Here is an 11,698-nt window from a genome sequence, read left to right as displayed (position 1 = left end):
GGGGTGATGGCGGGCGCGATCACAGCCGTCATGGCGGGGCGTACACGCGAACCCCCTTCTAAAGAGGGGTCCGCGCGTGTACGCCTGGCGGCGTGTGCGCCGTGTACGGTCGCGTGATCGTCTGACCTGCGGGTTCGTGTCGCGCGTGGACGCCTGGGCACGGTTCGTGTGGCCCGGCGCGGACAGGGCCGCGTGTACGCCCCCGTGTACGGTCCGGGCGCGGCGACGAGGGGGCGGTCAGCCGACGGCGATATGCAGGTGGGAGACCCGGTAGTGGGCCTGTTGGCCGCCTCCGGTGCCGCCTGCCGCACCTTCGGTCTTCGTGGCCATGCCGGCCTTGGTGAGGCGGTCCAGATGGCGCCTGGCCTTCTCCACGGCCGCGCGGTCCGGGTTGGCCTGTCCGCTGAGGATCGCGGCGAGGTCGCGGGTGGTGAGCCCGTCCGGATGGGCGCGCAGGATGGCGACCGGGTCGAACGTGGGCTCAATCGTCGTGGTGCCGTTCACGTGGTCGTGGATGACCTGGAGCGGGCCGATCTCGCCGGTCGGGGTCTTGAGGTGGTGGACCGTGACGGCGAGGTCGCCCGCCTCTCCGGCGATGAACAGGACGCTGCCCGCACCGGAGGTGATCCACGTGGAGCCGTAGACGCGGTCGAGCGTGGGTCGCTGGCCGCGCGGGGTGTCGGCGAGGGCCTTGCGCTGGTGGTGGAGCTCCATGATCTCGACGCCGTTGCGCAGCGCGCGCATCCGGGCGTTGTGGAAGGCGACCGCGAGGGCATCGTCCACAAGGGTGCTGACCGCGTCTTTCAGGCTGTCGATCACGATGGTGTCGGCCTGGTGGGCGGCGGCGAGGTCGGCCAGGAGGTCGGGCTCCTTGTCCAGGGTGGCGGGCAGCGGTCCCTGCCAGACGGCGAGCCGGTCGCGCAGGACCGCTTCGTGCTGCGGCTGGACGCGGCGGGCCATGGCGTGCGCGATCTGCTTGGGGCGGTCCATGGCCAGGTACAGCACCCGCTCGCTGGGGGAGACGGGCATGTCCAGGACGGTGTCCTGGAGGCCGAGGCGCGCGAGGATCACCTGGTGGGCGAGCGTGGTCTTGCCGACGCCGGGCGGGCCGACGATCATCAGGCTCTCACCTGAGGACCAGGCGGTCTGCTCGCGGGTGCCCCACAGCGGGTCGGTGTCGGCGCCGGTCTCGGTGACGAAGCGCCAGCCGTCGACCAGGTAGCGGGACAGCCGACCGCTCCCGGAAGCCAGGGCTCGTTCGCGTTCGGCCCGCAGTTCCGCCTCGGCGGCGCTGCGTATCTCGTCGGGGTCGGCGCCCGGTTCGCCGGCCAGTTGCACGGTGCGGATGCCGTTCTCCCGCAGGCGGCGCAGGTCGGCCTTGCGGCGGACGATCCCGGCGTAGTGCGCGGCGTTGGCGACGGTCGGCGGCGCGCTGGCCAGCACATGGAGGTAGGTCGTACCGCCGACCCGGTTGAGGTCGCCACGGCCGAGGAGGTAGTCGCCCAGCACGATCGGGTCGGTCGGGGCGTCTTCGGCGCGCAGGGCGAGGATCGCCCGCCAGATGGTCTCGTGCGCAGGGCGGTAGAAGTCCTCGGGGACGAGGACGGCGCGCACCTCGTCCACGGCCTGGTGCCGGAACATGCCCGCGCCGAGGACGGCCTGCTCGGCGACGAGGTCGTTCGGGGGTTCGTTCACGGCCGGGGCGGCTGCCGACGGCCGTGATGGCGTATTCGGCTCCGAGGCCGTACGCTGATACACGGAAACTCCTCACCTGGCGGGCAGCGGGACGGCAATCCCAGCCCAGCCGGTCTTGATCGTTCGTGGGTACGGGCGGTTGTTGAGGTTTCTGCTTCAGCCCCCGGCGTTCGTAGCGCCGGGGGCTTCTTCGTTCTCTCCTGCGTGTTCGTCGGTGTCCGGGGGCCTTACGAGTGTACCAGGCGCATTGCAGAATGACTAACTTGCATTCTGCTCCCGAATGAGCTTTACTACTTGAGGCCCCGCCCGTGCCGTCGCCCGACGGCCCGAGACGAAGGAGGTGGACGCGATGGCCGAGGAAGGAGCGGCCCGATCTGCCGGGCCCGAACGCCCCCTCGCGGAGGATTACGTCGCGCAGCGCATCAAGACCGAACGCGAGGTGCGGGGCTGGAGCACGGTCACCCTGGCCGAGCGCATGACCGCGGCCGGCCACCCGATCAACCAGTCCGCGATCTGGCGTATCGAGAGCGGCAAGCCCCGCCGCCGGGTCAACCTCGATGAGGCGCTGGGCTTCTGCAAGGTCTTCGACATCACCCTCGACGACCTCACCGCCGCGCCCGGCCACGTCGCCAACCCGAAGGTCCGCAGACTCGTCGGCGAGTACGTCGAGCAGTGGAAGCAGTGGCGAGCCTTGGGCAAGGCCATGGACGCCATCCAGGCCGAACTCCGCGAGTACACCGAGGCCCATCCCGACCAGGACGACCTGGTGAAGGCCCTGCTCACCCACGAGATGGCCGTCGCGTCCAACGGCGAGTTCCGCCACCACCTCGGTGCCCGCCCCAAACTGCAGAGCTGGCTCCGCGCCCCGGACCAGGACAGCGCCTCGTAGCCGCAGGATCCCTGCCTCCGCCGGTGCTACGAACACCGGCGGAACAGCTACGCCCTCCCGCACCAACAGCACAACCGCCCGTACCCACGAACGATCATGACCGGCGAGGCCGGGGTTGCCGCCCCGACACCTCGCCAAGAGAGGTTTCCGCCTTGCACTCCAACGACCTTCCGGTCGCCCAGATCGCCCGCCTCCTCGGCGTCCCCGAGGACGATCTGCGCACGCTCATCGCCGCCCGCAACGGCTCCCACGGCGACCCCACCCTCGTCGCCCTCACCGTCGCCGAAGCCGCCCGCCGCATCGGCATCAGCCGCACCAAGATGTACGAGTACGTCTCCTCGGGCCAGATCCCGTCCGTGAAGATCGGCAGCCTCCGCCGCATACCTGCTGAGGCGTTGGCAGCCTTCCTTGCCCGGCAGGGCGGCGGCGCCTCCGACTTCACCACCGCCGCCTGAGGGAGACGGACATGGCCAACTCCCGCCAGCCCAACGGCGCCTCGTCCATCTATCAGGGGAACGACGGCCGGTGGCACGGTCGCGTGACCGTCGGCATCAAGGACGACGGCACCCCGGACCGCCGCCACGTCTCCCGCAAGACCCGAGCTGAGGTCACCAAGCTCGTCCGCGAACTGGAGAGGCAGCGTGACGCCGGCACCGTCCGCAAGCCTGGCCAGGCATGGACGGTCAGGGCGTGGCTCACCCACTGGATCGAGAACATCGCGCCGATCAGCGTCTCCGAGAACACCATCGCCGGCTACGAGGTCGCCGTCCGCGTCCACCTCGTACCTGGGTTGGGTGCCCACCGGCTCATCAAGCTGGAGCCGGAGCATCTGGAGCGCTTCTACAAGAAGATGCAGGACAGTGGCAGCAAGCCCGCCACTGCCCACCAGGCCCACCGGACCCTGCGGGTGGCGCTGGGCGAAGCTGTCCGACGGGGCCACCTCACCGTGAACGTTGCCAAGATCGCCAAGGCGCCCCGTCTCGAAGAGGAGGAGATCGAGCCGTACTCGGTGGAGGAGGTGCAGCGCATCCTGCTGGCGGCCGGGAAGCGGCGCAACGCGGCCCGCTGGGTCATTGCCTTGGCGCTCGGCCTCCGGCAGGGCGAGGTTCTCGGCCTCCAGTGGACGGACGTCAACCTCGACGGCGGCGTGATCCGTGTCCGGCGCGGACGGCTACGCCCGAAGTACGCCCACGGCTGCGGCGGGGAGTGCGGCCGAAAGCCGGGCTACTGCCGCCAGCGCACCCAGATCCGCCGGGAGACCAAGGACACCAAGTCCCGCGCGGGCAAACGCACGATCGGCCTTCCGGACGAGCTGACCAAGCTGCTCCACCAGCACCGGGAAGTCCAGGCGCGGGAGCGCGCGGCGGCCCGGCAGCTCTGGACGGAAAAGGGCTACGTCTTCACCTCACCCACCGGCGAGCCGCTGATCCCCAACACCGATTACCACCACTGGAAGGAGCTGCTCCAGGAAGCCGGCGTCCGCGACGCCCGCCTCCACGACGCCCGCCACACCGCCTCCACCGTCCTCCTGCTCCTGGGCGTCCCCGAGCGGATCGTGATGTCGATCATGGGCTGGTCCTCGGCGTCCATGGCTAAGCGCTACCAGCACGTGACGGACCCGATGCTAAGCGACGTTGGGAGGAAGATCGACGGCCTACTCTGGAGTGGACTTACGGTAGCGCCACCGGTAACCGACGACTGACGCTTCACAGCCGGTCGGCTCATCAGCGAGTGAGTCGACCGGCCCTCTGCGTCGACGAGGGCCGCGGCAGACGGGTCAGTACGTCCAGGTCGGCGGCGCCGCGGATGTCGAAAGCGCTCACCGCGGCGGCGCGGGCGGCCTCGGCCAGGTCCTGCTCCTGGCCTTCGTTGGGCTCGCCCCCGATTCCTTCGTCCTCCGGGCCGACGAGCGGAGCCAGGGCGTACGAAGCGCGGTGCGCGAGCTCCGCCTCACACCTTCACAGACCACAGCGTCCACCTGGGGAAACGGCTCGTGAGCCTGATAGGACCTCACAGGCTGCGGCTGCTCGCCTCCACCTGCGGCCGTTCGCGGCCTGGCAAGCTGGGGTGCGCGGGGACCTGCCGTGTGTCGCCGCAGGAGGGGGCGCGGGTAGTGGGGATCGAACGTGAGCCGGCGGAGGTGCGGATCCCGCGGGCCGCGCTGGACGCCTTCGCCGCGGCGATGAGCGTACAGACGGTGGCGATGCGGACCTGGCCCGATGGCATCGAGTGGATGTACCCGCTCGGGACGTGGGAGCAGCCGCACCTGGAGGTGGCTCTGATGCCCGGCGGTGATGAGGTGTGGCTGCGGATGTCCACCGACCGCTCCAGCTTCGCCGTGTGGACCATCCAGCAGTGGTGGGACTTCGCCGGGCAGCTGCCCGGCGCGCCGCCGCCGCAGGCTTGAGCCGCATCGGGCTCAGCCCTTGGTGATGATCCGGCTGATGTCGAACGGGACTTCCTCCGCCAGGTGGAACAACGGCTCCAGAACGTGCTCGTACACGGGGTCGGTGTAGGGCGGGCAGTGTTCGGTCATCAGACAGTCGCCAGCTTCCTCCTTGGTGCGGGGGAATGGGGCGTCCACGTCCGCGGCGATCTCCAGGACAAGGTCGATCGCGTCGTCCACGCCGTCGCGCACCTGGGTCCACCGCTGTGCTGCACGCGTGCGCTCATCGCCGGGGTCGTGTTCACGCTCCGGCAGAAGGTCGGCCACCGGCACCGACAGCGCCTGGTGCAGCCGGCCCAACGTCGGCTCCTGACACAGCTCCTCCACCGCCGCAGCCGTCAAGGGCGGCTTCGCCTCCGCGACGCGCTGCTGAACTGTGACGCCCAGGACGACCGCCGCGGCCGCGTAGCGCCAGGCGACCAGTGCCACGTGGCGCTCGTACGCGGTCGCGCCGTGCGCGATCTCCTGGACGGCCTGCCCGTAGAACGGGAACGTCGTGCTCGCCTCGTGCACATCGGCCAAGTCGCTCCCGCCTGTGAGGCGGTCCCACAGAGCGCTCGCCGACTGCAACTCGTAGCGTGCGGTCAAGAACGCCGAGTTCAACGACCGCATCGCCCCCAGCTCGGTCGTCGTCAGCGGGCCGCGCTCATCGAACTGTGCAAACCGCATCGCCACTCCCAGCCCCGGGTCCGGATCAGTCTCCGGCACGCTACCCGGCTCTGCGGCCCAGGTGGCTAAGATGCGACGCTCAGCCGAGCCAGACGATGTTCCGGACGGTCAGGCGGCGCAGCGGCCGGTTGACAGCCGCGTAGCGGACCTCTTCGCCCTCGGGTCGTCGGCGTTCCACTGCCGGAAGCCCCACGGCGCCGGCGGCGGCGTCCAGGACGTCCCACACGGTGTCTTCGACATGCTTGGGCAAGGTGTCAAGGACCTTCGCGGCCGGCGGCGAGAAGCGGACCGCGTACGGCTGTGCGGTCACCGGCGTCTTCCCCGCAGCTCCGCCATGTTGGTGGCCTCGCTGTCGTCGTAGCCGGAGGCGATGAACGCGTCGACCGCCGGGGCGTGGGCTAGGCGGGCCTGCCAGTCCTGGACGACCAGCGGCGCGAGGGAGAACGTGGCGCGGGATTCCTCCAGCGCTCCCGCCCACTGCTGCTCGAACGCCGGCACCCCGCGCGCCGGTCCGCGCGCAGCTGGGCGAGCAGTTCGGCCGGAACTCCCGCGGCGGGGGCGTAGGGCGTGACGGCTACGCGGTCGGGCTGTGCGCTCATCGGCACCTCCTGGCGGGTCTTAGGGCCACGGTATGGGGGACGATCGCCCTGTACTGGAAAATCGCTCCTCCGCCCGGAGCTCGCCCTCTACAGTGACGTAAAGATCACGGGAGGGTGTATGGGCAGGGCGTCGCGTGGAAAAAAGGACGCACGAGAGGCTGGCCGGACCCGGGACCACACCGTGCCGCAGATGTACTTGCGGAACTTCGCCGAACACCGCGGTCGCCGGAACTACGAGCTCGTTGCCCGTCGAATCGCGGATGTCGACGAAACCTTCCCCGTCGCGCCCAACAACATACTTCTCGAACGAGGATTCTATTGGGGCACGACTTCCGACGGCATCCCTCACCACCTCGCCGAGGAACTGCTCACAACCCTTGAGACCGCAGCGGCTCCTGTGATGAAGGCTGTGTTGGACGCGCCCGAGGGAGCGCTTCCTGCCCAATGGCCTCTTTCATCCCGTGAGCGGATCATCATGGCCTGGTGGATGGCCGCCCAGATTCTTCGGACTAAGCGCCAACGGAAGCGTCTGGAGCATGTCAGCAGTGGCGATCGCCTGGAGGTGCCCCACGAACTATCCCTGTTCGTGGCCAACAACCCACACGTGGCGTACATCGCGGAGAACCTGTCGCCGCTCGCGTGCATTCTCTACAGGCGTCCGTGGGGACTGGCTTTCACGGACATGTGCCTGCTCACCAGTGACGTTCCCGTGGTGCTGTTCAACGGTCATGATGCCGACGACCAACTCGCAGCTGCCGATGTCTACAACATCATGCTCCCGCTCGACCCGCACCGGCTGCTCTTCATGCCGAACAGCACCTTGCAGGCCGATGACCCGAACAAACGCGTTGACCACCGCATGAAGATCAGCGGGGCAGTGGGAATCGCCCTTGTGCAAGTCGCCTACGACGTGGCCGACGCCTTGGTCATCCACCACCCCCGGCACGACCCATGGCACCACTGGAAGCCATCCGGCCCCCGTCAGCCCACCCCCTGGGACGGCAAAGACCACCCCGCCCCGATGTACGCGCTCGAGTACCCCACTTTGCCCCCGCACCTGACAGTCGAACGCCGCTGGCTCACCGAACACCCACCGCCATCCGCGACAACCGGGAGCCGTCCCGCCACGACAGGGGCACCGGCCTCAACAGCCGCGGCGTTGGCGGAGCCGTCGGGGACTGCTACTTCCGACGCCACCACCGAGACCTCTTCTCGCCTGCCGAGGCCGTAGCAGAAGAGTCGCCGTCGGCGTAGGCCATTGGTGCCGTGAGATTCACGGGGGAGTTGTCGCCGGCTGTGATGTGGATGCTCTGGACGGCTCTGTGCACCTGTTCGGGCGTGGGGTCGCTCTCTCCCGCCGGCATCACGTCGCGGAGCTCGGCCACGAACTGCGTCAGGCGTGTGCGGACCTGATCAAGGACATCTTGGAGAACCGAGACGTCAACTGCCCAGTACACGGCCTCAATCACGATCCTGCGGTCCCGCCGGTCGTAGGTCATGAACCTCGCCAGCTCGGCCGCCCCGGGCGGGCTCAGCCGAAGCGGCTCATCCGGCGCCGTGCGGGCGATCATGGCCTCGATCTTGCCTACGCCGAATGGGATGGGCACCTCCTCCGAGTAGTACTCGCGCGCGAACTCGGGGAGTTCATACTTGGTGATCGTCTCGCCCTTGATCTGCCAGGCAACCGATCTGGCGTCCGCACGCATCGGCGCGTAACCCTTGCGGTAGTCGGGCAACTCGACCTCTGCGTTGGTGTAGCCGTGCAGTTCCTGCAGTGCCCATGTGCGCAGGGGCTGCGAGGAAGCGTGACCGCCGATCACGAGAACCTGGCGCAGCACCGAGGCGAGCGGCACGGAGTCGTCCAGGACGTCGCGCTCCAGCCGCTCGAGGGGGTGGGATCGTCGCATCTGATCAGCTCACTTCAGGGCCAGGAAGCCGGCGACCGCTGCCGCGACTGCGGCGATCGCACCCAGGGCGGTCCACCACGTGGCGCTCCGGTACCAGGGCGTGGGCGGGCTCGGAGATGGCGCCGGCGATAAAGGCGGGGGCTGGTGCGTGTTCGCGGTGCTCGTTGAGCTGCCGGACGCGTGTGCGCTGGACGCGTTGACGGTGACCGGGGAGTTGTCCCCGGAGGTGATGCGGACGTGCTGCCCGGAAGGCTGGTCGTCGGGTGACGACGGGGTGGGCAGGTGGCCCCTTGTGTTCATGGCGTTGATCAGCTCCTTGTATGCGTTCAGGACACCCTGCCGTGCTGTGGACAGGTTTCGCAGGGTTTCGTAGTACCGGTCGGAATCCTTGCGTCTCCACTCCGGTGGCACCTCGGTGTAGGAGATGTCGTCCCCGCTCAACGGCGGAAAAGTGTCACCGAAGCGTTCCCCCAGCTCATCGAGGGCTTCGACCAGAGTGTGGTGGGCGTGGGCCACCTCCGGGTCGATGAAGTCGACAGGGTCGGCGGCGAGAGTCTCGTGAGTCCGGTGGCCGGCCTCAGCCAGCCAGGCCGGGATCCGCCGCATGGGGGCCTCGCTGCGCAGCGCGGAGAGCAGCCGGGCATCCGGCGGCAGGGTCTCGAGAACACGCGCTGCTTTGGCGCGGTCGGGATCGGAGTCGGCGAACTCTTTCAGCGTGGCCACCAATCGGGTGATGGCCTCGTGCCCGCAACTGGCAGGGCTAGGGACAGCACCAGCATGGGCGCTCCTTCCCTGGGCGACGTTGCCCTGGCCGTTCAGCAGGCGGCCTGACGGCCTGATGCGCCAGTATGACGCGACACATCAACAGCCACGGCACGCTTTTGTTGCGCCTGCCTCCAACAGCACTCCATGCAGGCGGCTGCGGGGCACGCCAGTCGTCCGGACTTGCCGTGGCGCCTGCGTTTCCCGGCGATCCGAAGCTGGAGATGGCAGTCCCGTCAGTGCACTCTGTGGGGCAGGCCAGCCTGACGGCGGCGCCGCAGGCGGTGGGCTGAGGCGCGAGCTGGTCAGCTCCCTGTGCCCAAACGGCGGTGCTCCCGGCGCTTGAGTTCGACTCGTGGGGCATGCTCGAGCGAGCGGGCCACCTGTACGTGCGCGAACTCCTTGCCCACAGCGTTGCGGCCTTTCGCGCTCTTGCCGCCAACGCAGGCATGGGGCTGCTCTGGGCGATGGAGATTCCAATGACAGCCCTGGGCCTGCCCGCTGCTCCGTCGACCGCGGGGTGGTGCCGAGCGGGTTCTGCGCGGCCCAAGGCTCGAATTGAGACCAAAACTGAGACCATGGGACAACGAAGCCCCCAACCGCGCTGCGGTCGGGGGCTTCGTCTGCCCTGGTGGGCGGGTGCGGAGGATACGAGATTCGAACTCGTGAGGGGTTGCCCCCAACACGCTTTCCAAGCGTGCGCCCTAGGCCACTAGGCGAATCCTCCGTGGGAGAGAGTACAAGACGGGAGGGGGTGGGTGCGAACTCGATCCGGGGTGATCGGATCGGGTAGGGTTGGCGTCAGCCCCTCACGTGGCGCTATCTCGCTGAACTCCCCCAGGGCCGGAAGGCAGCAAGGGTAGGTGGGCTCTGGCGGGTGCGTGAGGGGTCTTTGCGTGCTCGGGGGAAGGTGCGTGCCGCTCCCGACCCAGGGTGGTGGAGGGCCGGGCGGGCGGAGGAAGGCTTCGGCGGTGCGGCTGCGGGGGAGCGGCCCCGGGGGCGGTGGGGGAGGCGGACGCGGGGTCGGATGTCAGTGGGCCCGGATATGGTCGTAGGCGTGTCCCTCGCTCTGTATCGCCGCTATCGTCCCGAGACCTTCGCCGAGGTCATCGGGCAGGAGCACGTCACGGACCCGCTGCAGCAGGCGCTGCGGAACAACCGGGTCAATCACGCGTACCTGTTCAGCGGGCCGCGCGGGTGCGGGAAGACGACGAGCGCGCGGATTCTGGCGCGCTGCCTGAACTGCGAGCAGGGGCCGACGCCGACGCCGTGCGGCGAGTGCCAGTCGTGCCGGGACCTGGCCAGGAACGGCCCGGGTTCGATCGATGTGATCGAGATCGACGCGGCCTCCCACGGCGGTGTGGACGACGCCCGTGACCTGCGGGAGAAGGCGTTCTTCGGACCGGCCGGCAGCCGGTACAAGATCTACATCATCGACGAGGCGCACATGGTCACCTCGGCGGGGTTCAACGCCCTGCTGAAGGTGGTCGAGGAGCCGCCCGAGCACCTGAAGTTCATCTTCGCCACCACCGAGCCCGAGAAGGTCATCGGCACCATCCGGTCGCGTACCCACCACTATCCCTTCCGGCTGGTCCCGCCCGGTACGCTCCGTGATCACCTCATGGCGGTGTGCGAGCGCGAGGCGATCCGGGTCGAGGACGGGGTGTATCCGCTGGTGGTGCGGGCCGGCGCCGGTTCGGTGCGGGACTCCATGTCCGTCATGGACCAGCTGCTGGCCGGTGCGGGCGCCGACGGTGTGACGTACGCGATGGCCACCGCGCTGCTCGGTTATACGGACGCGGCACTGCTGGACGATGTGGTGGACGGGTTCGCGGCCGGCGACGGGGCGGCGGTCTTCGAAATGGTGGACCGGGTGATCGAGGGCGGGCACGACCCGCGCCGGTTCGTCGCCGACCTGCTGGAACGGCTACGGGATCTGGTGATCATCGCGGCTGTCCCCGACGCCGTGGAGAAGGGGCTCATCGATGCCCCGCGCGAAGTGGTGGAACGGATGGCGGTCCAGGCCTCGGTCTTCGGGGCCGCGGAGCTGAGCCGGGCCGCCGACCTGGTCAACACCGGCTTGACGGAGATGCGCGGCGCCACCTCGCCACGACTCCAGCTGGAACTGATCTGTGCGCGCGTGCTGTTGCCGGCGGCCTACGACGACGAGCGGTCGACGCAGGCACGGCTGGAGCGGCTGGAGCGTGGGATCGCCTCGGGCGCGATCGGGCTCACCGCGCCGCCGCATGCCGGCGCGGACATGGGCGGGATTCCCGCCGGACCGGGTGGGGCCGCAGCCGCACGGGCGGCGCTGGGCCGTACGGCTCCGGATACCGGCCGGGTGGAAGGCCACTCATCGGCCGCGGGCCAGGCCCCGGCCCCAGCTCCTGTCCAGGCTCCGGCCCCGGCACCGCACAATCCCCTTCAACCGCCGGCTCCCCCTGCCGCCCCGCCGGTCGGCGAAGCCCCGGCCGCTGCTCGCCCGGGGGCCTGGCCGGTGCCCCAGGGCGGCGGTGCGCATTCCTCCGCGCCGAACCCTTCAGCCCCGGCCTCCCCCATTTCCTCGGAAGCGTCGCCCTCACCGACCCCGACCACCACCCCGCCCACCGCCACACCGGACCACTCCGCCGCACCCGAGCACCCCGCGGCGCCGCATCACGGCCGCCCCCCGCCCCGGCGCCTGGCCGACCACCGCGGGCCCCGGCGTGCCCGCACCCCTGTCCTCGTCCGC

The 11,698-nt window shown here is 69.6% G+C and carries 11 protein-coding genes, 1 tRNA gene, 1 other RNA gene and 1 pseudogene; 7 read left to right on the top strand and 7 right to left on the bottom strand.

What is annotated here, in order from left to right; translation table 11 throughout:
* Positions 1–237: 237 nt before the first annotated feature.
* The gene (locus GA0115240_RS25980) at positions 238–1,758 is read right to left on the bottom strand and encodes a DnaB-like helicase N-terminal domain-containing protein (protein WP_370673376.1); all 1,521 of its coding nucleotides are present in this window, start codon (positions 1,756–1,758) and stop codon (positions 238–240) included.
* Positions 1,759–2,044: 286 nt separating this feature from the next.
* Here GA0115240_RS25980 and GA0115240_RS25975 point away from each other — a divergent pair, with 286 nt between their 5' ends.
* The 4 genes from GA0115240_RS25975 to GA0115240_RS25960 all read left to right on the top strand — a co-directional run bounded on the left by GA0115240_RS25975 (position 2,045) and on the right by GA0115240_RS25960 (position 4,991).
* Entirely contained in the window at positions 2,045–2,584 is a 540-nt protein-coding gene (locus GA0115240_RS25975) for a helix-turn-helix domain-containing protein (RefSeq protein WP_093740218.1), read from the top strand.
* A gap of 152 nt (positions 2,585–2,736) precedes the next feature.
* Positions 2,737–3,039 carry a helix-turn-helix domain-containing protein gene (locus GA0115240_RS25970; RefSeq protein WP_093740216.1) on the top strand — a complete coding sequence of 101 codons (303 nt, stop codon included), beginning with the start codon at positions 2,737–2,739 and terminating at the stop codon, positions 3,037–3,039.
* 11 nt (positions 3,040–3,050) lie between these two features.
* On the top strand, positions 3,051–4,286 hold the full coding sequence (locus GA0115240_RS25965) for a tyrosine-type recombinase/integrase (protein ID WP_093740214.1): 1,236 nt from the start codon (positions 3,051–3,053) through the stop codon (positions 4,284–4,286).
* A gap of 411 nt (positions 4,287–4,697) precedes the next feature.
* The gene (locus GA0115240_RS25960; protein WP_256069985.1) at positions 4,698–4,991 is read left to right on the top strand and encodes a hypothetical protein; all 294 of its coding nucleotides are present in this window, start codon (positions 4,698–4,700) and stop codon (positions 4,989–4,991) included.
* A gap of 12 nt (positions 4,992–5,003) precedes the next feature.
* On the opposite strand, the gene GA0115240_RS25955 is transcribed toward GA0115240_RS25960, so the two are convergent.
* The 3 genes and pseudogenes from GA0115240_RS25955 to GA0115240_RS25945 all read right to left on the bottom strand — a co-directional run bounded on the left by GA0115240_RS25955 (position 5,004) and on the right by GA0115240_RS25945 (position 6,298).
* Complete coding sequence (locus GA0115240_RS25955) at positions 5,004–5,699, bottom strand: hypothetical protein (RefSeq protein WP_141708965.1); 696 nt, start codon at positions 5,697–5,699, stop codon at positions 5,004–5,006.
* 79 nt (positions 5,700–5,778) lie between these two features.
* Positions 5,779–6,009: a hypothetical protein gene (locus tag GA0115240_RS25950; RefSeq protein WP_202451750.1), complete on the bottom strand. Its 231-nt coding sequence runs from the start codon at positions 6,007–6,009 to the stop codon at positions 5,779–5,781.
* Positions 6,006–6,298, bottom strand: a pseudogene (locus GA0115240_RS25945) (DUF6247 family protein). Before GA0115240_RS25945 ends, GA0115240_RS25950 begins: the two are co-directional and overlap by 4 nt.
* A 118-nt stretch (positions 6,299–6,416) precedes the next feature.
* On the opposite strand from GA0115240_RS25945, the gene GA0115240_RS25940 reads away from it, so the two are divergent.
* Complete coding sequence (locus tag GA0115240_RS25940) at positions 6,417–7,529, top strand: DUF4238 domain-containing protein (protein WP_093740208.1); 1,113 nt, start codon at positions 6,417–6,419, stop codon at positions 7,527–7,529.
* On the opposite strand, the gene GA0115240_RS25935 is transcribed toward GA0115240_RS25940, so the two are convergent.
* The 3 genes from GA0115240_RS25935 to GA0115240_RS25925 form a co-directional block, all read right to left on the bottom strand.
* Complete coding sequence (locus tag GA0115240_RS25935) at positions 7,480–8,205, bottom strand: AbiTii domain-containing protein (protein WP_093740206.1); 726 nt, start codon at positions 8,203–8,205, stop codon at positions 7,480–7,482. The genes GA0115240_RS25940 and GA0115240_RS25935 overlap by 50 nt on opposite strands.
* 9 nt (positions 8,206–8,214) lie before the next feature.
* On the bottom strand, positions 8,215–8,928 hold the full coding sequence (locus tag GA0115240_RS25930) for a hypothetical protein (RefSeq protein ID WP_141708964.1): 714 nt from the start codon (positions 8,926–8,928) through the stop codon (positions 8,215–8,217).
* A 681-nt stretch (positions 8,929–9,609) separates the two neighbouring features.
* Positions 9,610–9,694: transfer RNA gene (locus GA0115240_RS25925), tRNA-Ser, on the bottom strand.
* Positions 9,695–9,770: 76 nt separating this feature from the next.
* Between GA0115240_RS25925 and ffs the strand changes: the two genes are divergently transcribed.
* Both ffs and GA0115240_RS25915 read left to right on the top strand, forming a co-directional pair.
* Positions 9,771–9,861, top strand: an RNA gene (gene ffs, locus GA0115240_RS25920) — signal recognition particle sRNA small type.
* A 163-nt stretch (positions 9,862–10,024) separates the two neighbouring features.
* Positions 10,025–11,698: DNA polymerase III subunit gamma and tau (locus GA0115240_RS25915; RefSeq protein ID WP_256069984.1), on the top strand; the 1,674-nt coding region annotated here is incomplete at its 3' end.

The sequence above is a fragment of the Streptomyces sp. DvalAA-14 genome (assembly GCF_900091855.1).
Classification (GTDB): Bacteria; Actinomycetota; Actinomycetes; order Streptomycetales; family Streptomycetaceae; genus Actinacidiphila.
This window is presented reverse-complemented; position numbering and strand designations above follow the sequence as displayed.

Excerpts from the sequence above, each read along its gene's own strand:
- GA0115240_RS25935 (WP_093740206.1), bottom strand. The coding sequence starts at position 8,205 with ATGCGACGATCCCACCCCCTCGAGCGGCTGGAGCGCGACGTCCTGGAC.
- GA0115240_RS25940 (WP_093740208.1), top strand. The coding sequence starts at position 6,417 with ATGGGCAGGGCGTCGCGTGGAAAAAAGGACGCACGAGAGGCTGGCCGG.
- GA0115240_RS25955 (WP_141708965.1), bottom strand. The coding sequence starts at position 5,699 with ATGCGGTTTGCACAGTTCGATGAGCGCGGCCCGCTGACGACGACCGAG.
- GA0115240_RS25975 (WP_093740218.1), top strand. The coding sequence starts at position 2,045 with ATGGCCGAGGAAGGAGCGGCCCGATCTGCCGGGCCCGAACGCCCCCTC.
- GA0115240_RS25965 (WP_093740214.1), top strand. The coding sequence starts at position 3,051 with ATGGCCAACTCCCGCCAGCCCAACGGCGCCTCGTCCATCTATCAGGGG.